The 20,517-nt window shown below is 50.5% G+C and carries 15 protein-coding genes; 10 read left to right on the top strand and 5 right to left on the bottom strand.

Features of this window, described 5'->3' with window-relative positions; all coding sequences use genetic code 11:
* Positions 1-4: 4 nt before the first annotated feature.
* Entirely contained in the window at positions 5-1,279 is a 1,275-nt protein-coding gene (locus EL29_RS05245; protein ID WP_019105681.1) for a nucleoside permease, read from the bottom strand.
* A gap of 788 nt (positions 1,280-2,067) precedes the next feature.
* Here EL29_RS05245 and EL29_RS05240 point away from each other — a divergent pair.
* The 4 genes from EL29_RS05240 to EL29_RS05225 all read left to right on the top strand — a co-directional run bounded on the left by EL29_RS05240 (position 2,068) and on the right by EL29_RS05225 (position 8,614).
* On the top strand, positions 2,068-3,216 hold the full coding sequence (locus tag EL29_RS05240; RefSeq protein WP_019105682.1) for an efflux RND transporter periplasmic adaptor subunit: 1,149 nt from the start codon (positions 2,068-2,070) through the stop codon (positions 3,214-3,216).
* A 1-nt stretch (position 3,217) separates the two neighbouring features.
* Positions 3,218-6,379: an efflux RND transporter permease subunit gene (locus tag EL29_RS05235; protein WP_019105683.1), complete on the top strand. Its 3,162-nt coding sequence runs from the start codon at positions 3,218-3,220 to the stop codon at positions 6,377-6,379.
* The gene (locus tag EL29_RS05230; protein WP_019105684.1) at positions 6,379-7,818 is read left to right on the top strand and encodes an efflux transporter outer membrane subunit; all 1,440 of its coding nucleotides are present in this window, start codon (positions 6,379-6,381) and stop codon (positions 7,816-7,818) included. Before EL29_RS05235 ends, EL29_RS05230 begins: the two co-directional genes overlap by 1 nt.
* A 217-nt stretch (positions 7,819-8,035) precedes the next feature.
* Entirely contained in the window at positions 8,036-8,614 is a 579-nt protein-coding gene (locus tag EL29_RS05225; protein ID WP_014606105.1) for a TetR/AcrR family transcriptional regulator, read from the top strand.
* 4 nt (positions 8,615-8,618) lie between these two features.
* On the opposite strand, the gene EL29_RS05220 is transcribed toward EL29_RS05225, so the two are convergent.
* The 3 genes from EL29_RS05220 to EL29_RS05210 all read right to left on the bottom strand — a co-directional run bounded on the left by EL29_RS05220 (position 8,619) and on the right by EL29_RS05210 (position 10,939).
* Complete coding sequence (locus tag EL29_RS05220; protein WP_013025411.1) at positions 8,619-9,182, bottom strand: TetR/AcrR family transcriptional regulator; 564 nt, start codon at positions 9,180-9,182, stop codon at positions 8,619-8,621.
* A 168-nt stretch (positions 9,183-9,350) separates the two neighbouring features.
* Entirely contained in the window at positions 9,351-10,553 is a 1,203-nt protein-coding gene (locus EL29_RS05215; RefSeq protein WP_014593458.1) for an FAD-dependent oxidoreductase, read from the bottom strand.
* A 122-nt stretch (positions 10,554-10,675) separates the two neighbouring features.
* On the bottom strand, positions 10,676-10,939 hold the full coding sequence (locus EL29_RS05210) for a hypothetical protein (RefSeq protein ID WP_019105685.1): 264 nt from the start codon (positions 10,937-10,939) through the stop codon (positions 10,676-10,678).
* Between the two features lie 659 nt (positions 10,940-11,598).
* Between EL29_RS05210 and EL29_RS05205 the strand changes: the two genes are divergently transcribed.
* The 6 genes from EL29_RS05205 to EL29_RS05180 are packed head-to-tail and all read left to right on the top strand — an operon-like array spanning position 11,599 to position 18,363.
* Positions 11,599-12,420: a hypothetical protein gene (locus tag EL29_RS05205; protein ID WP_028715019.1), complete on the top strand. Its 822-nt coding sequence runs from the start codon at positions 11,599-11,601 to the stop codon at positions 12,418-12,420.
* A gap of 21 nt (positions 12,421-12,441) precedes the next feature.
* Entirely contained in the window at positions 12,442-12,984 is a 543-nt protein-coding gene (locus EL29_RS05200; RefSeq protein WP_014593456.1) for a fimbrial protein, read from the top strand.
* Positions 12,985-13,041: 57 nt separating this feature from the next.
* Positions 13,042-13,803 carry a fimbria/pilus periplasmic chaperone gene (locus EL29_RS05195; protein WP_013025406.1) on the top strand — a complete coding sequence of 254 codons (762 nt, stop codon included), beginning with the start codon at positions 13,042-13,044 and terminating at the stop codon, positions 13,801-13,803.
* Positions 13,775-16,336 (top strand): fimbrial outer membrane usher protein, encoded by a 2,562-nt coding sequence (locus EL29_RS05190; RefSeq protein ID WP_013025405.1) that lies wholly within the window; start codon positions 13,775-13,777, stop codon positions 16,334-16,336. The genes EL29_RS05195 and EL29_RS05190 overlap by 29 nt, the downstream gene beginning before the upstream one ends.
* Positions 16,337-16,373: 37 nt before the next feature.
* Positions 16,374-17,669 (top strand): fimbrial usher protein StbD, encoded by a 1,296-nt coding sequence (gene stbD, locus EL29_RS05185; RefSeq protein WP_029571410.1) that lies wholly within the window; start codon positions 16,374-16,376, stop codon positions 17,667-17,669.
* On the top strand, positions 17,635-18,363 hold the full coding sequence (locus EL29_RS05180) for a fimbrial assembly chaperone (RefSeq protein ID WP_019105689.1): 729 nt from the start codon (positions 17,635-17,637) through the stop codon (positions 18,361-18,363). Before stbD ends, EL29_RS05180 begins: the two co-directional genes overlap by 35 nt.
* A 455-nt stretch (positions 18,364-18,818) precedes the next feature.
* Here the strand turns inward: EL29_RS05180 and EL29_RS05175 are convergent, their stop codons facing one another.
* Positions 18,819-19,898, bottom strand: coding sequence for a glycosyltransferase family 9 protein (locus EL29_RS05175; protein WP_019105691.1), 1,080 nt, complete (start codon positions 19,896-19,898; stop codon positions 18,819-18,821).
* Positions 19,899-20,517: the final 619 nt, after the last annotated feature.

Here is a 20,517-nt window from a genome sequence, read left to right as displayed (position 1 = left end):
TTCCTTATTTTTGGCTTTCCGTCGCGGCGGCAGGCTCAACCACGTTAAGCTCATCGCTGCGTTTTTTCGTATCGCGGAACAGCAGAATAAACGCCACGGTAATCAATATGATCATCACGCTGCCAAACAGCCACATTCCCGCCCAGTTGAACGTCAGGCCGTTGCGCGGTTGACCATAGGCAAACATCTCCTGCATCAGATAGCCCCCCAGGCGATAACCTAACAGGCTGCCGATTCCCTGACAGGCCAGGGTAATTAATCCCTGCGCCGCATTGCGCATGCTCACAGGGGATTTTTTATCGACGTAGATGTAGGCAGTAATGAAGTAAAAGTCATAGCTGACGCCGTGCAGCAGAATGCCCATAAATAACAGGCCATAGGTGAGCAGGTTCTGATCGCTGCCAAAAACAAAAAACAGATAACGCAGCGCGGCCGTCACCAGGCCGAGCAGCAAGACCTTGCCGATACCAAAACGTTTGATAAAGAACGGCAGCGCCAGTAAAAACAGAATTTCGGACATCTGCCCTAACGTCATCCAGCCCGTGGCGTGCGCCAGGCCCACTTCGGTCAGGAAGCCCTCGGCAAAAATGTAATAGAACGCCAGCGGCATACTGAACAGGAAGGAACAGACAAAAAAGACCAGGAAGCTGCGATCTTTTAACAGATCCAGGGCATCCAGGCCCAGCGCGGTTCGCACACTAAAAGCGCCGGTACTTTTAGGCTCCGTGGCGGGCAGCATAAAGGCGAAGATACCCAGCAGCAGCGAGCTGGCGGCGGTAATCAGCAGCGGCACATTGCTGGCGGAGATGTCGCCAAAGCCCAGTAACGACGGCAGAAAACCGCAGACGATACCGGATGCGATCCAGCCGAGCGTACCCAGCACGCGGATACGCGGATAATCACGCTCCACGTCTGCTACATGCGAAAACGCAATGCTGTTGGTGAGGGCAATCGTGGGCATATAGGTCAGCGCATACAGCAGCAACAGGGGAAAGAAACCGCTGAAGTGCGTTTGCTGCGCCGCGAAGTACATCAGCCCGGCGCCCACGATCATCAGCACACCCAGCACTTTCTGGGCCTGAAAAAAGCGGTCTGCCAGCGATCCCACCAGAATGGGCGACAGAATGGCGGCGATGGAGGTACAGGCATAGCACCACGCAATCTCGACGGGCGTGAAACCATTTTTGCTAAGGAAGGCCCAGAGCGGGACAAACCACGCGCCCCAGATAAACCATTCCACAAACATCATCAATGACAGGCTGGCCGTTTTCGTTTTCATTATGGTGTGTTCCCCGGTGTTGGTAAGGCCAATCTAACACCACAAACATAACCTTTATAATACCTTTGGGTGGAATTTTGAGCTACCTCCCATTCTCGGTGAGAACGGTTTTATGCGCGCCACGGGAACCGGTGGCGTCTTCTGTCTGGTCTCACCCGACCGCCGGATGCGAGACGTTGAGCACTTAATGCTCTGGAAAGGCAGCGCGTCTTTGCAGGCGGTTCGGGCTTACAAACACGCCACCGGCCGCAGGCTTTGGGCTTCGGGCTTCGGGCTTTGGGCTTTGGGCTTTGGGCTTCGGGCTTCGGGCTTCGGGCTTCGGGCTTCGGGCTTCGGGCTTCGGGCTTCGGGCTTCGGGCTTCGGGCTTCGGGCTTCGGGCTTCGGGCTTCGGGCTTCAGGCTTCGGGCTTCGGGCTTCGGGCTTCGGGCTTCAGGCCGCAGGCAACCACAATGCGGCCCGCACGGCATCCTCTAACAACGTATGCGGTTCCTGGCCGAGAAAACTCACCCGTTGAGTATTTTCCATTCGGACAGGCCGCTGCCACAAATAACGCATCTCAAGCATTTCATGTAGCGTGGTATGAAATGGAGCCCGCGCAGAAACACGCCACCAGGCTGTAAGGCGGCGGAATTCGCTCGCCTTCAGGCTCATTCTCCAGGCGCGTCTCTGAACAATGCAGCCGCGCTGCTCATTTCTGGACATCCTTCTTTTCGCTTTGCTGACATACAGATTCTTGTGCATTTATTACACTGCGCGCTGAGAATGAACGTTCATTACAGGGTAATTCATGAAAACTTTTCAGCGCACTATGATCGTCGGGCTGGTCGTGATGATCGCGGGCTGCGATCAAAACAGTCCTCCCGCCGATGCCAACATGACCACCGAAGTCGGGGTAAAAACGTTGCAAAGCGCATCGGTGACACTGGACAGCCAGCTTGCCGGGCGCGTCACCGGCAGTATGACGTCTGATGTCAGGCCGCAGGTGGATGGGATCATTCAGAAACGTCTGTTCACCGAAGGCGATGAGGTGAAAGCCGGACAGGTGCTGTATCAGATCGATCCGGCCAGCTATCAGGCCAGCTACGATCAGGCCGTCGCACAACTTAAGAATGCGCAGGCTCTGGTGAAGAGCAGCAAACTGAAAGCCGAACGCTATGCCGCACTGGTGAAAGATAACGGCGTTTCACGTCAGGATGCGGATGATGCGCAGGCAACGTATCAACAGAACGTTGCTTCCGTGGATCAGTACCGTGCTGCCGTCGAAAGTGCGCGCATCAACCTGAATTACACCCAAATCAAAGCGCCGATTAGCGGTCGCATTGGGATTTCATCGGTTACGCCTGGCGCGCTGGTGACCGCCAGCCAGACCACCGCGCTGGCGACGATTCGCGCACTGGATCCCATCTATGTCGATCTCACGCAATCCAGCGTACAATTGCTCAAACTGAGACGCCAACAGGCGTCACTGCAGCAGAACAAAGATGACGTGCCCGTGACGGTGAAACTGGAAGATGGTACGACCTACGATCATCCCGGCAAGCTGGAACTGACCGAGGTCTCGGTGGATGAGGCGACGGGCACTGTGACGCTGCGTGCGATTTTCCCCAATCCCCAACATGAACTGTTGCCGGGCATGTACGTGCGCGCCAGCGTCACCAACGGCGTGAAAAGCGATGCCATTTTGGCGCCTCAGCAAGGCATCACCCGTGATGCGAAAGGCAATGCTACCGCGCTGGTGGTCGATAAAGAGAACAAAGTCGAAAGTCGCGACGTAGTGACCGACCGCGTAATCGGCAATAACTGGCTGATTACTTCCGGCCTAAACCAGGGTGACAAGCTGATTGTTGAAGGCACCGCAAAAGTTCAGGCGGGCATGCAGGTGAAAGCGGTAGACGTCTCTTCGGGCGATAACGCTCCGACCAGCGAGGGTCACTGATATGTTGGCGCAGTTCTTTATCCGTCGGCCGGTCTTTGCCTGGGTGATCGCCCTTTGCATCATGCTGTTCGGTATCCTGAGTATTCGCAGCCTGCCCGTGGCGCAGTATCCCGATGTGGCACCGCCACAAATCAGTGTTCAGGCCACCTATACGGGCGCATCGGCGGAAACGCTGGAAAGCAGCGTGACCCAGGTTATTGAGCAACAGCTCACCGGACTGGATGGACTGCTCTATTTCAGTTCGACCAGTACCGCATCCACCGGCCAGGTGAAAATCAATGTCACGTTTAAACAGGGCACCGATCCCGATATTGCTCAGGTCCAGGTGCAGAATAAGGTGCAGCAGGCCGAGAGCCGCTTGCCGAGCGCCGTGACCTCACAGGGCGTGACCGTGCAGAAAGCCCAGAGCGACTTTCTGCTGATTTTGGCGGTGTACGATAAAAGCAATAAAAGCAGCTCTTCCGATGTCGCCGACTATATGGTCAGCAACATGGAAGACACGCTGGCGCGCGTGACAGGCGTCGGTAACGTACAGGTTTTTGGCGCCGAGTACGCGATGCGTATCTGGCTCGATCCCAGCAAGCTGGCGTCGTATTCGCTGATGCCTTCTGATGTCACCACCGCTCTTGAGAGTCAAAATACCCAGGTGTCTTCCGGGCAGTTGGGCGCGCAACCGTCCAGCAACACACAACAACTGGTGGCGACGGTACGTTCGCGTTCACGCCTGCAAACCCCTGAGCAGTTCCGCAACATTGTGCTGAAAAGCCAGGCCGATGGTTCTGTGGTCCGTCTGAGCGATGTCGCACGCGTAGAAATGGGCGATGAAGACTACAGTGCCAATGTCATGGCGAACGGCCATCCGGCATCCGGTATGGCTATCCAACTGGCATCTGGCGCTAATGCACTCTCCACCGCCGAAAAGGTGAAATCCACCATTGACGAATTCCGGAGCAGCATGCCGGCGGGCTATGAAATAGCCTATCCGCTCGACAGCACTGACTTCGTTAAAATCTCGATTGAAGAAGTGGTGAAAACGCTGGTCGAAGCGGTCATTTTAGTGGTGATTGTGATGTTTGTGTTCCTGCAAAACATCCGCACCACGCTGATTCCCACGATTGCAGTTCCGGTCGTTCTCCTGGGCACCTTTGGTGTGCTGTCTTTCTTTGGTTATTCGATTAACACGCTTACCATGTTCGGCATGGTGCTCGCCATTGGTTTGCTCGTCGATGATGCCATCGTCGTGGTTGAAAACGTCGAACGCGTGATGCGCGAAGAGGGATTACCCCCGCGAGAAGCAACCGAGAAATCGATGAGGGAGATTACTGGTGCGTTGGTTGGCATCGCGCTGGTGCTCTCTGCCGTGTTCCTGCCGATGACCTTCTTTAGCGGTTCAACAGGCGTGATTTACCGTCAGTTCTCTATCACCATCGTCTCTTCCATGGTGCTGTCGGTGATTGTGGCGCTGACGCTGACGCCCGCCCTCTGTGCCACCTTGCTTAAACCGCACAATCACGACAGCGGTCGCAACGGTTTCTTTGGCTGGTTTAACCAGCGCTATGAAAACGTGCAGGCACGCTATCAACGTGGCGTCGGGAAGGTCATGCACCGTTCCGTGCGCTATCTGCTGCTGTACGGCGTGCTGTTGATCGGCTGTGCCGTGCTCTATATGCGCCTGCCAACCGGCTTTCTGCCGACCGAAGATCAGGGTTACATCATGGTGCAGTATCAGTTGGCACCGGGTGCGACGGAAAATCGCACCCGTGAAGTCCGTCGTCAGGTACAGCAGTATTTCGCCACCCAGGAGAAAGATAACGTTAACGTTAGCATGCTGGTAGACGGCTTCAGTTTTGCCGGTAACGGACAGAATGCGGGGGTCGGCTTTATCTCGCTTAAGAACTGGCGTGACCGTAAAGGCAGTGAGAACAGTGCTGATGCGATTGCAGGCCGCGCCATGGCGGCGCTGTCGCGGATTCGTGATGCCCAGATCTTTGTGCTGTCGCCGCCCGCCGTCTCCGGGCTGGGTCAATCCAACGGCTTCACGTTTGAGCTGCAAGCGCGTGGTGCTACCGCACGCGATCAACTGCTGAAAATGCGCGATCAGCTGATTGCAAAAGCGAATCAGGATACGGATCTCAGCGCTGTACGTGCCAACTCGCTGCCGGACCTGCCGCAACTGGATGTCAGTATCGATGATGCGAAAGCACAGTCACTGGGCCTGACCATCAGCGACATCAATAATACGCTCAGCGCAGCCATTGGCGGCAGTTATGTCAATGACTTCTCCGACCGCGGCCGCGTGAAGAAAGTCTATATGCAGGGCGATCAATCGTTCCGCAGCAAGCCAGAGGATATTGATCAATGGTATGTCCGCGGAACAGACAGCAGCAATAACACCACCATGGTGCCCTTCTCGTCCTTTGCCTCGTCGAAATGGTCCTATGGTCCGGATGTGCTTTCACGTTACAACGGCCTGGCATCCTATGAAATTCAGGGATCGGCCGCCGAAGGGAAAAGCTCCGGGGATGCCATCACCGCAATGGAAAAACTTGCTGCGACCTTGCCTGCGGGCACCACCTTCGCCTGGAGTGGGCTCTCTTATCAGGAAAAACTTTCCGGTAATCAGGCGCTGTCGCTGTATGGCATTTCACTGATTGTGGTGTTCCTGTGCCTGGCCGCCCTGTATGAGAGCTGGGCAGTGCCGCTTTCGGTGATGTTGGTGGTGCCGTTGGGCGTCATCGGCTCACTACTGGCGATTACGCTGCGTGGCCTGGAAAATGACGTTTACTTTCAGGTTGCGCTGCTCACGATCATTGGACTTTCCTCGAAGAATGCCATTCTGATTGTGGAGTTCGCTGAAGAGCACTACCGCAAGGGCGAGAGCCTGATAAACGCGGCGGTTCATGCGGCGACGATGCGCTTACGTCCCATCATCATGACCTCACTGGCCTTTACCGCAGGCGTACTGCCGCTGGCGATCTCCACGGGCGCGGGGGCCAACAGCCGTATCGCCATCGGTACCGGTATTATTGGCGGCACCTTAACCGCCACCCTGCTGGCTATTTTCTTTGTACCGCTGTTTTTTGTGCTGGTCCGCCGGGTCTTTCCGGCACAGCCGCATGACACGGCCCGGCCAACCGACTCAGCAGCGAAGGTGAAGGAATAATGACCATGACTGCAAAACTTTTCACCGTGTTTTTACCCTGCTTCCTTGCGGGCTGCGTGTCGCTGGATCCGCATTATGATCGTCCTGTGGATGCCGTGAAGGCGACAAACCCGACCGGGGAAGCCTACCCTAACCTGCAAGGGACTGCCGTCAATTATCGCGCTATCCGTTGGCAGGATTATGTGCTGGACAGCCAACTCAATCAGGTTGTCGGCATGGCGTTGGACAGTAGCCGCGACTTACGTGAAGCGGTGGCGAGTGTAAAATCCGCGCATGCGCAATACGCTGAGCAACGTGCCGATCTCTTCCCGTCATTGAGCGCCGGTGTCAGCGGGACGCGCTCACGTGCCCTGACGGGCGAAGGCAATCAAACGGCGCTGGGCAATTCTTACTCTGCCGAAGGCAGTGTCAGCGCATTTGAACTGGATTTATTTGGTAAGAATCAAAGCCTGTCGCGCCAGCAGTATGAAACCTACCTTGGTACCCTGGAGGGCGCGCGGAGTACGCGCCTGACGGTGCTGTATAACACCATTGATTACTGGCTTCAGTTGGCGGCGGATCGCAGCAATCTGGCCATTGCGAAAGAGACAGCTGAGAGTGCGCGGCAGTCACTGGACGTGACGCGCAAGCGCATGCAAAACGGTGTGGATTCGATGGTTGATGTGGCGTCTGCGGAAACCACCTATCAGTCTGCGCAGGCGGATGTGGCCAGCTATACTACCAGCGTGGCGCAGGATAAGAATGCGCTGGATCTGGTTGTTGGAAAACCTGTACCCGATACGTTGTTGCCGCAAAATCTTGAATCGATTGGCCATGCGTTGCGCGATGTGCCCGCAGGGATATCGTCGGATGTCCTCAATAATCGTCCTGATGTCTTGCAGGCTGAGCACAACCTGAAGGCGGCGAATGCCAACATCGGGGCAGCGCGGGCCAATTTCTTCCCCAGCATTTCACTGACCGCCAGCGGTGGCGTTGGCAGTGCCGATCTCGCCTCGCTGTTCAAAAACGGCGTGGGAATTTGGTCGTTTTCCCCCAGTATCTCGCTGCCTGTCTTCAAGGGCGGCTACAACGTGGCCTACCTGAATTACACCAAAGCGCAGAAGGAGTACTACGTGGCGGCGTACGAAAAGTCGGTGCAGACCGCTTTCCGCGAAGTCGCGGATGCCCTGGCGCGGCGCGGCACCATCAACGATCAATTGACCAGCCAGCGTAACAATGTGGCAGCCTCACAGATTTACGCGCATCTGGCCGATCTGCGTTATCAAAGCGGCGTGGATACCTGGCTGAATGCGTTAACCGCCCAGCGAACGCTCTACTCCGCCAGAACCCGTCTGGTCAGCGTGGAACAGGCGTACTACCAAAACCTAAATACATTCTACAAGGTGATGGGAGGCGGCTCGGCGCGACAGGCGTCTGAACAAACGGTAGATGTGCGTTGAACGCCCAAATGCGCAGGGATGCGCACCCGACAAACTGCGCGCAATAACATCGCGCGCTGCCCTCAATAGTGGAACAGGGCAAATCCCGATACACGGACATCAGGCCATTCTGTGTCAGAATGTGTGAAGGCGATTCCCTCGCCCCGGAGCCTCGCGTACCATGTCAGAATAAGTCAATAAAAAGGGCCGCATATCGGCCTGTATTCAGGAGAGTTTTTTGAGCAAGCCTGATAATGAAACGTTCTTTAAGCAGCGGCAGCAACTGATCATTTCAGCCGCGAAGAACTGCTTCAGCCGTTCCGGTTTTCACGGTGCAAGTATGGCCGATATCAGTCGTGAATCCGGTTTAGGTGCAGGTCAGCTTTATCGCTACTTTAACAGTAAAGAAGTGATTGTCAGTGAAACCATAAAAAGTATCGCAGAAAACTGGCGGACGTTTTTGCTGCATAGTTTGGCGCACGAAACGCACACCGCCAATATTATTGATACCGACTCGCCCTTTTGGCAGAACTGGTCTCCTGAGGACCGGTGTTTATTACTGGAAATGTATTCCGAAGCCTCACGTCATGAATCAGTGCGCTCAATGCTGGCCCGCGAGGAAGCCTTATTGGTCGCAGATCTGGACAGGCTATTCAGGCAGAAAATGCCGACAGAAAGTCCACTCCAGCGCAGCAACCGTATCCAGTTTTTGCTGATGCTGGTGGATGGCGTCGCCTGTCATGCATATGGAGATAAAAATGTGGATCAGCAGGAACTGAGCCGGATCAATGCTGTACTCGACCGTCACCTGTTTTGATGCGTTACTCAGCATCCGGTTGGTGGATGTCATGGCTAACCGCCTTAAAGAACGGCATAAAGCTGTCTTCTGTCTCGCGGCGTTTCATAAAACGGCGAATGATCATGCCGTCTATTACCAGGGAAACCACATGCAATCGTGCATGGATGATGTTCGCCTCCAGTGCCGGATTGAGCGCCTGTTGCTCAGTAATAAAATTCTTTTTTAAAACCTGCCAGGCATCGTGAAGAATCTGACGAATACGCGCATTACGCGTGGATTCGGATGATATCTCGATGAGCAACACAATGCTTTGTTCGACTTCTGGTGACGCCAAATCTCCCGGCAGATGCGTCACTCTCCCCGCGTTCGCCATTTTCTCGAAGTCGGCTTTCAGTAACACGATCATACGCTGCACCACTTTCGTGACCAGTGCTTCAACGATCGCTTCCTTATTTTTATAATATTTATAAATCAGCCCGATGCTGACATTTGCCTGACTGGCGATACTCTGAATGGAGGTTTGATAAAACCCTTTTTGTCGCATGCAGTATTCGGCTGCATCAAGAATTTCTTCGCTGCGATTCATCAGGATACTCAGAAGATAAAAGAAATGACTTTAGTGTCTGTCATTACCAATAGCTATGGCAAGTGGGTAAGGCATTTCACGTCCTGTCGTATTCGGCGTGATGAAACCACCCCCTTTCCTGCGTCCGTTTGCCTGACGGTTGTCTTCCATCAGGCGAACGGGCGTTGCTCAACGAACTGCGCGTGGCTTTTCCATACGAAATCCCATGCCGATGAGTCGGCCAAAAATAAAGCGTAAAAAGGGATATTTACGGATGATGCCGGGCATTTTGCTTTTGCCTTCCCCACCCGGTTTCTTTTTACTGCTCATTTTTATTTGCAGGAACTGCGTCGCAACGGTGGGAAACTGACGGCGCTGCTGTACTTTTTTCAGATCCCTGAACGTGACCTTCCTCTTTAACAAAGGCCGGGTAAGCAGATTCGCCGTGGCCACCGCATCCTGGATGGCAAGATTAACCCCCACTCCGCCAATGGGTGACATCGCATGAGCCGCATCACCGATGCAGAGCACGCCCGGTTTTGCCCACTGATTCAACCTGTCGATACGGATTGACAGCAGTTTGAAACTCTCCCAGCTGTCAATTTCCGCCAGCCGTTCGACGCTAAAAGGGGAGACGGTGGCAATGTTGTGTTTCATCGCGTCAAGCCCACGGGCCTGAATCGCATCAAACTGCCCTTTTTCAATCGTCAGTCCACACTGCCAGTAATCGCCCCTGTCGATCACGATAACGTTATTTCGCGGGCCGGTGTGACCCATCCCTGACTGCGGATCCTCTGGCTGTTTGTTCAGGCGAAACCACAAAACGTCGCGTGGTGAGCCAAAATGCTGGCTCACCAGTCCGGCCTGTGCGCGAACGGCAGAGTTGCGCCCGTCTGCCCCCACCACCAGGCGGGAACGTATCTCAACGGGCTGACCCGACTGTAAGGCCAGAACACCCCGAACCTCACCCTCTTCGATGATCAACTGGCTTAACGAGGTGGATTTTAGCAGGGTGAAGCCGGGAAACTGCGCGCTCTGTTCCGCCAGAAAATTCAGGAAATCCCACTGCGGCATGAAGGCGATAAAACGGCACTGCAGCGGCAAGCGCGAGAAATCGGCCATCGTGACCTCCTCGCCCCCCATTTCCGCCTGCAGCTTTTCCGCACGCTGATGAGGAAGTTTCAGCAGATCGTCCAGCAGGCCCAGCTGATGCATGACCTCCAGCGTAGAAGGATGGATCGTGTCACCACGAAAATCGCGGAGAAAATCGGCATGTTTTTCCAGCACGACAACCTGTAAACCGGCGCGGGCCAGTAGATAGCCCAGCATCAAACCGGCCGGGCCGCCGCCGACGATACAGCAGTCAGAGATAACGTGTTCAGTGGATGGCATAGCTTACCCCTCATAATATGCGTGGTAAGTGTATGCCACTGCGGATGATTTAAGTACCGAGGAACGACAGGGATAAGCGTTGTTGTCCCGGCCAGACCAGGTGCACCAGTGCAACAGCGTGGTCATCTGGCGTTCTCTTCTTTTATCTCTACCAGCACCAGCGGACATTTTCTGACCTGGCAGGCGTGATGATAGGCCATGGAGCATACTGAGCAATAATCGGCAGAATCTGACTGATACTCGTACTCCTGAAAATAGCGGAAGCCGCCGCTGTCAGCATCGGCGCGCGCGCTGTAGAAAGCATGGTCAGCAAGCTGCTCGTCCAGCTGCATGAACGTAAGTGCGGAGGGGTTGTGATAACCCACTTTAATGCGATATGTGGTCATAGTGACGAGTATTGCTATGCAAAGCTGCATTAGCCAGACATTTTGGGTGTTGACTGTGATAGTTAAAAATTATCAAAAACGTTGCTGACCTTAGTAAACCTCAGCGTCACTAAACCTTTCCTGCGCAAATAGGCATCGGTCTTTTTTTAAGCATGAGACACCTCTTTTGCCCGCTTGTCTGCACATATTCAGGCGCCTGGCGGGCGTTAAATCCTGTTCAGCCACCCTTTCTCTGAGTGCGTAATCGCCGACATAAAAAAGCCAGGCCGCTATATTTATACTATTTAACATCACCGTGATGATTCCCTGTGAAAACGTCGCTGGAAGACAAACAAATAAAATTGTCAAAACACTTAAACAACTATCATTTAACTGTAAAGGTACACTTTAGGATAAATATAAAAAATCAACTTTAGGTACTCTACATGTTGCACAATAAGGCACCGAAAACTCTACGCAAGGTAAAAAACAGCAGACTCAATTTAACAAAGAATTGTAATAATTTAATAAACATACCGAACAGAGCGTTTAGTTTTGCACAACGATAAACCTTAACTTTTTAATAAATGACGCAGAATTTATCATTTTGTGCTGTTTTTTTATTGATCCTTTTCCCTTGAGGACGGGAATAATCCTGGGCGACCGTAAATATTCTTAATATGGAAACTGTACAAAATAATCATTTAATCATCGTAATTTTAACATTCTCAGGAAAATTACCGCTTAATGAAGCATCACAATTGTGCGTAACCGACATCAGAATTTTCTTGGTTAAAGAAGCCGATCTTTCTTTTAACCCGTTGAAGGAAAAGGAAACCCACTGTTATGATAGGTCAACTTTCTTAACAAGCGGTAGAAATCGGCTGATGAGAAGGATAACCAAAGAGGATGTTCGCTGCTCAAGTTGTAAATATTGTTGCCAACTGACGAGCAATACCCAGGAAGAGATATTGCGATGCCCAATTCAAAAGATTGCCGTATGGCCAGGCAACAATCATTTTTTGATAAAAGGCGTTTTGTCGTTGGTCGCCGGAAGATACGAAAGCCTGTTCTGCAGAGGATGTATATTTGTTGACTTTTCGATTCATAACCTCCGTTATTTTACCAGCAAAAACTGGATGGATTATCTGCGAGGGACCGGCCTTGCCATTATTATCATCAGCGATCGCCGAATGGAATCTCTGGCGTCATTTTGGCGGAGACAGGAGCCCACGATAAATACTGTGATTTATGCGGACGGTAAAATTGAGGATATTAAAAAAGCGGTTAATGCCTGTTATTACGGATTAAAAGGAGGTGAAAGGAAACGCGTCAACGCCTTGACGCTGGAAGAAGTTAAATTTTTGGACCTTGCCAATTATGGCCATTCGCTGGGTGAAATTTCCAGCGAAATGAAACTTGGCGTTAAGAAGGTTTACATCATTAAAGACGCTGTCAGAAGGAAAACTGGAATCAATCTTAATCAGTTACTTTCCAGTTAATTGATCATAAAGGAAGATAAAATGACTTATCACACCAATAAATTTAGTTTGTCTCTGATTGTGAGTGCCTTTCTGCTGTCAGGATATGCACAAGCAGATTCTGCTAATACCATTAATTTTCAGGGCGAAGTCTCTGATGAAACCTGTTCAGTTGCCATTAACGGCAATGAGAGTTCACCCGTTGTACTGCTTCCTACCGTAAGTAAAGCGGATTTAGATACCAGTGGTAAGACGGCAGGTAAAACTGACTTTACCGTCGGTCTGACAGGCTGCAGCGGTTCAGCGACCACCACCCAAATCTCAACGGTATTCGTGGGCAATAACGTGAGCGCAGCAGGTAACCTGACGAACACCGGGTCGGCTGAAAATGTTGAGATTCAGATGCTGGATACGGCGGGTACGGTAATCAACCTGACGGGGGGCTTTACCGGTAGCGGCGACTTAAGTTTATCCGCGAATGAGACTGAAAAGTCAGCGACCTATGGCGCGCAATACTTTTCAACCGGGGTGGCAACATCCGGTACGGTCGCTGCCTCCATTCAGTATGCCATAACTTACCGTTAGTTCTGTTCGGGTGCGCCACGGTTATTATGGGGCGCACGTTTTTTTGAGGAATCAAATATGGAAAACCGCTGGCTGGTGTTTGCGCTAAAATTATTTTTCATTACTTTCCTGTTCTTACTTGCAGTAAATAACGCCAGAGCGAACGTGACTATTCTGGGTAGCCGTGTCATTTACCCTGCCAGTGCCAAAACCGTTGATGTGCAGTTAAAAAACAACGGTGATATCCCCTATGTTATTCAGGCCTGGTTTGATAACGGCGATGCCAATTCTCAACCTGAGCAAAGCAGTCAAACGCCCTTTATTGTGACACCACCCGTTTTTCGTATACAGCCCAAGACGGGCCAAATTGCACGAATTATATTCAACGGTAGCCTGCCTCTCCCTCAGGATCGGGAGTCTGTCTTTTGGTTTAACACATTGCAGATCCCCCCTGCGAATCTGAAAAATGAAAATAATCAAAATGCCATGATGGTCATGTTACGAAACCGCCTTAAAATCTTTTACCGTCCTGTTTCAGTGGGAAACCCGAATAACATATTAAAGAATATCTCGCTTAAATTCGTTCACGATAATCATAAAGGGCTAGGCATTGAAATCAATAACCCTCAACCCTGGCATGCTTCATTACTCGACATTTCATTTAAGGTGGCAAATCAAGACCTGCATTCCGATGCTGATATGATTCCGCCTTTTAGCAAAAAAACCTTTTGGTTCAGTGCGGATAAAAAACGTTTACAGGGCGTAAACATTGTCTCCGTTGCTGCAGTTAACGACCAGGGAGCCAGAATAAGTGAAAACTATAAGGTTGAAATTAATTAACTCAAAATTAATTGCATTCACCATTTCGATTTCCTTTTCTCAGCATGCTTACTGCGAAGATTATTATTTTGACTCAAGCCTGTTTAAAGGCTCGGCATTTGGACAGAACATTGAACAATTTAATCAGAACGCCACGCCTGCTGGCAATTATCTGGTCGATATTTATCTCAATAATAAACGGGTTACATCCGGTGTCAAAATCGCGTTTATCCAGTCTGACCTCCAACAGGATGCGGAACCTTGCCTTCCGTCAAAGGTTGTTGCCTTGCTGCAGCTAAAAGTGCCACCCACGCCTGAACCTGAAGAGCAGTGTCATCCACTGGGTTACTGGTCATCAGACAGTCATTGGCAATTTGATCCGGCATCACTGCAATTACAGCTCACGATCCCAAACTCAAGCCTCGATAAGAAGCCGAGAGGTTACATCCCTACATCTGAATGGGAAGAAGGTATTAGTGCAGTATTTTTACGGCACAACACCAATTACACCTGGACCGAAAACCGTACGTCTGATTATCGCTATCAATATTTATGGAGTGGGATCACCGCGGGTACCAATCTGATGAAGTGGCAGTTCCGTCATCAGGGTAATGCGCGCTATCTCAATGACAGTGCAGGCGGCAGTCGATACCGTTACAACACCGTGAAAAGCTGGGTACAACGCCCGCTGGAACAGCTTAACAGCATACTGTCTTTAGGTGACAATGCCACCGACAGTTCCCTGTTTGGCAGCCTGGCTTTTAACGGGATTAAATTGTCTACCGACCCACGGATGTGGCCACAAGGCAGGCGGGGTTATGCCCCTGAAGTCAGGGGCGTGGCAACCTCCAGCGCGCGGGTTGTCATTAAACAACTGGATAAAGTGATCTATGAAACCACAGTGCCACCAGGCCCTTTTGTCATTGATGACTTGTACAACACGCGCAATCAGGGTGACCTCGCTGTTGAGGTCATTGAAGCTAACGGTAAGCGTTCGACCTTTACCGTTCCTTATGCTTCCGTTCCAGACTCTGTGCGCCCGGGCAACTGGCAGTACTCGCTGGCGCTGGGACGGGTTCGCCAATATTACCGTGTCAATAACACCTTTTTTGAGGGCATTCTGCAACGGGGCATCAGTAATCGCCTGACGGCGACGGCGGGTACCCGGCAGGCAAACGATTATCAGGCGTGGCTGTTAGGTGGCGTGCTGGCAACAGAGATCGGCGCACTGGGAATGAACAGCACCTTTTCACATGCGCGGGTTGAACAGAACAAAACAGCGTCAGGCTGGCGCGCGGAGATCAACTACAGCAAGACGTTTGACACAGGCACCAACCTGGTTCTGGCTGCCTACCGGTATTCAACGAGTGGGTTCCGTGATTTGCAGGATGTTCTGGGCGTGAGACGTCAGCAAGACGCAGGCATTCAGTATTATTCTGATTCATTAAATCAGCGTAACCGTTTGACTGCCACACTGAGTCAGTCCATGGACAGATTCGGTTTGATCAGTTTGAGTGCCAGTACTGCTGATTATTACAATAACCAGTCGCGCATCACGCAATTGCAACTTGGCTATAGCAACACCTGGAAAACTATCAGCTACGGTATCAACATAGGTCGTCAGCGTACGGTCTGGTATAACAACCGCTATGATTCAGGTTTTTCCCTACAGCAGGATGACAGCCGCCAGCAAAAATACACCGAAAATACCTTTTCACTCAACGTATCCATTCCGCTTGACTGGGGTAAAAGCCTCTCGTCAGTCGCTTATAACGTTAACCAGTCCAGTCAAAATCGCAACACATCCCTGTCGCTGTCGGGAACGGCAGGCGATAACCGTGACTTATCTTATTCACTCTACTCTGGCCTCGATCAGAACCGGGATGGGCAGCGCAATCGTGCCCTGAGTTTCGGTGGCAATCTGCAACAAAATACCCGACTGGGTGCGGTACGCGCCAGTTATGGGCAGGCCGAGAGTTATCGCCAGGTCGGATTAGGCTCGTCAGGCACCCTGGTTGTGCATCGCGGTGGGGTGACGGTGGGCCCCTATACCAGTGATACGTTTGCGTTAATAAAAGCCGAGGGCGCGCAAGGCGCGACAGTGCGTAATGGTCAGGGTGCTGTTGTGGATGCGTTCGGCTATGCCATCTTACCTTCTCTGACCTCCTATCGTGAAAACACCGTCAGTCTGGACACGCTTAACATGCAGGCTGATGCGGAACTGAGCGGTGGAAGTCAACGCGTGGTGCCTTATGCCGGTGCGGTGGTGCAGGTGCATTTCGCCACGCTCAAAGGCAAAGCGGTCCTCATCAATCTGAAGACAGCCAACGGTGAGATGCCGCCCATGGGCGCTGAGGTCCGTGACGCAGAGAATACGGTAATCGGCGTGGTTGGCCAGGGGGGGCAGCTATATGCGCGCGTGCCTCATGACTCGGGGGTGCTGCGCGTAAGCTGGAATAACAACGGGCCGCAGCGCTGCCGGGTTAATTATCAGATTACCGGCCAGTTTGACAGCCAAATCATCCACCTCGACAGCCTGTGTAGCAAGGAGTGATGCAGTGTCTTTACATCGATCTTTTTTCTTCATCGCAATGCTGTGCGCAACGCCGCTGCCGCTGCTGGCAAACTGCAGCAAGGTAACGAGCGCATCTTCACTTTCAACGGAGGCGAAGGAGGCAGGTTATACGGCAAGTTCGTGGTCAGGTGCCTGCGATACCTGCTCAGGCAATGTGGGCCTGCCGTCGATCATCAGCATCAACTCGGGTAATACATTTCAACCCTCAGGTACGCTGCTGGCGAGTTCAGTGGGTAATTTTCTGACAGCATCCACTAACAAAGCCTACACGCCGAATCAGATTCTTTATCGGTGCGCGCAGGCCGATGCCGATAAGCTGTATGAAATGTACGCCACTAACGGTGATTCACCTTTTGCCGGGAAAAACAGCACCAGCGAAGTCGACGGTGCTTATTATGACTATGTGAAAAATGTTGCCGTTCGCCTGACTAATCTTGCCACAGGAGAATATTACAGCCGTTACTGGAAGAGCCGTAAACTTACCGCTGATGACTGGTATTCCGATGGACAGTATATTTATATCCCCGCCAGCGCTTTCAGTAATGTGCTTTATGAGATGTTTAAAATTGACTCTACCAGCTATTACGTAAACAGCGCTAATCGTTACGTCGATGGCCATGCACAACCACGGGGATATATCGCTTTTAAAGGACCAGGGTTAGATACAAATAACCTTGATGAAGGCAAAGACAGTAGCACTGTCTGGAATGGATTTTACAACAACTGGCCTGGCGGCTGGAGCACATATAAAAACGTCACCTATGTCCGCGGTGCAATCTGTGAAGTGAAAGATTACCCTTCCGTCGTATTGCTTCCTACCGTCAGCACCGCCACGCTGGCCGCAGGCGGTAGCAGCCAGGCGCCCTTTTCTGTCGCGCTTCAGTGCGAATCGGGCGCGATTTCCAGCATCAACGCGTCAACCAGCAGCGCAGCGAATGTCGCCATGGGCTTTCTGGTCAATCAACCCAATGCCGTGGCAAAGGCGAACAGCCTTGGCCTGACGACCAGCGGCGGCGGCTTAACCTGGCTACTGGACACCCGGTATGGCAATAGCGACGTTGCGTCAGGAGTGGGAATTAAAATCTACAACAGCAATGGAACAGCCATGAATTTATTACCGGATTTTACCAGCACCGGCTCAGGAAACAGTCGTGGATGGTATGCCTATAAAGACTTAACCTCACTGGTTTCCTCAAGTCATGGTGAAACCTATCAAGGAGACTTCACCGCCTCGCTTGAAGCCATTCCCGGACAGATCACTACTGCAGGAACCGTCAATGCTCAGTTACAGGTCGTTGTTAGTTTTCAGTAGATTCATGCTGCTGTTGATGTTTATGCTACCGGGCGTCAATCAGGCCGCCGTGAATATCGATAAAACACGGATTGTTTTTAACGCTGGGGACACTGCACAATCCGTCAACCTGATAAACAAGGCAGAAAGCCCTGCCATTGTGCAAATCTGGACGGATGAAGGTGATATCCATCTGTCGCCCGATAAAAGTAAAACACCTGTGATGGCTATGCCGCCGATATTTAACATGCAGCCCGGCGAAGTCCGTTCGGTGAAACTGATGCTGACCACACGTTCTGCGCTCGCCCCGGATAAAGAAACCTTATACTGGCTAAACCTTTATCAGATACCGGCGATCAAAAAATCCGATGGTCAGAACCCACGGAAGCTGATATTGCCACTGCGCCTGCGTTTGAAAGTGTTCGTACGGCCAACAGGGTTAAGAGCGCCTCAGCCAGAGGATGCAAAGAAGCTGAACTTTATCCTAAAGGGACAAGAGCTAAAAATAACAAATCCAACGCCCTGGTATATGAGCCTGAATGCGAAAGTGGATAATGCTGTGCTGAGGGATATTATGGTGCAACCGCATTCTTATGTTCTGCTTTCCCCTTCCACATCGCTTAATCCTGGCTCCATCGTGTCCTATGAAGTCATTAATCAGAATGGTAATGCTGAGAAGTATCACGGTACGCTTCTCGATACCGTCGTTCACTAGCTGAATGGAGCATATTCGGAACAGTGGATAAAATGCCCTCGCGCTGGAGTGTAGTAAATCTTCAATAAGGCGTTGAACATTGATGCCTCATCAATGATCTTCTGTTCAGACAGTAGAAAATTAACGCTTTCTGCTTTCGGCATTGTGAGAAGATGCAACATGACATATCAGATAACAGAAACAGAAACAGAAACAGAAACAGAAACAGATAAATTATAAAACACGCAGAGTTAGCAGCCAAAAAAAAAATTCAAAACACTATTTTTTCTTAGGCGATATTATATCAGCATTATAAACCCATTGTTTCAAGCCAAACAAAAATGAGAAGCCATAGAAAGATTATTTATAAAAATCCATTGAATTTATTTTTTATTTTCATGACGAGCTTACATTAGCTCCATTAAGTAAAAAATCGATAAAAGGAGGACGGCTTACCCCTTCCTCCTGAGATATTTTCAAGACAGATTTCGCGCTACCGCATCATATACATGAGTCCAGTTGATTCCACGCAATCCATTTTTTTCATCATCTGGATGTAAAACCTGATGGATACCTTTGTCTTGAAGGGGCGCGCCACCGTCTATCGTGCTCTGGTTAGGAAACAAGGCAACTGTCGGTGTCTTTACCGCGATAGCAAGATGTAAAGGGCCTGTATCTCCAACAATTAACGTCGTGAAACCACTTATTTTCTCAGCCAGTTGTATCAAATTTGTACTTCCTGCAACGTTGATCACCCTGTCACTTTGCGATTCCATTCCCTCAATGATGCGTTGATTTAGGGCTTTTTCTCCAGGAGCACCGATGAGTTCAATAACCAAATCGCTATACTCATTAATTAATTTACTGATTAACAGTGAGAAAGCAGATTCAGGCCAGCATCTTTCTGTACTGGATGCCCCAGCATGTATGCCAATAACTGTCTTATCATAGCGCTGAGGTTTATAGGGTGCGGGAATAAACATTGATTCAGACTTTACCATAATGCCTACTGATTCAAGCATTTCAGTTTTTTGGCGAATAAAGTGGATATTCCCTTTTTTTCTGTTATCGTAAAACGAAGACAAGCATGTTTTCAGAATAAAGTCTTTTCTGCCCTGATAATCAGTATAATAAACATCTTTAAAAATATAACGAGAACCTGCTAACGAAGCGGTAAGGATATCATAAGGCGTTCGCGAATGAAGGATGAACGTTGCCTCAACCTGATTTTTTCTTAATGATTTTATCAAAGAGAGCATACCTGAAACTTTTCCTCCCCAATATAAAACCTCATCAAAAATATTACTCCCTTCTACCAGGGGATGATTTCTCTTTAAGATGACCAGCGTAATTTTGGCATTTGGCCAGCGTTCTTTTATTGCACGAATAGAAGGCGTGTTAAATAAAAAATCACCCAAGGCCGTATTTGAAATAATAGCAATGCTTTTAAGATTATCATTTTCAGAAAAACGGGCAATTTTTCTTACGCGATAGCCGGTTACTTTCCACATGGAAAGAAATAATTTTGCAGCGAATTGTTTTGTGATTTTACTCATTTAAATTGTCCCGACTCAAGCCTTAACATCCTAAGGGTCTAACCATAAATAGCATTGCCGATGCAATTAATCTGCCAGACGCATCTTATGCACATTAACATTACGCCATCACTCAGGCCACAGTATATATTATAAATTATCCGGGACGAAGAAGTCGTTTACTCTGTTTAGATACACACTATGATGGTGAGACCATGACGCACTGTTCGGGTTCAGTCTTGTTCATTTTTAATCATTTTTCTTCGTTAAAAACAAAACCGTCAATGTCAAACCAATATCATCCTCCGGCCTGCTTCGCCAGAATACAGGGTTTGCCTGAGTCCTTTGTTCACTTTTTGCTCACCGCCACGTTACTGATGCAGCAAACTTCGGATGATATACAAAGAATATGTTGAAAACGTCAGAAATCATACCGACCTTTTTTGGCCAATTCAGAAAGCTCCGCATTTCGTGGGCAACGTTCACTTTTCGAAAAGTCTTACAAGGCTAATGGATTTAATACATAGAAATAAATCGATCACGCTTCACCTCCCTAGACGTCAAAATACCAAGATGATCGTGGAAAAGACTGGACGATTGTAGCCGCCTGAGCAGCATGTTTTACAATCAGTTTTGGGGA

Source organism: Pantoea ananatis LMG 2665, assembly GCF_000710035.2.
GTDB lineage: Bacteria > Pseudomonadota > Gammaproteobacteria > Enterobacterales > Enterobacteriaceae > Pantoea > Pantoea ananatis.
Note: the sequence above shows the minus strand (reverse complement) of the source record. Positions and strands in the feature narration are given on the sequence as shown.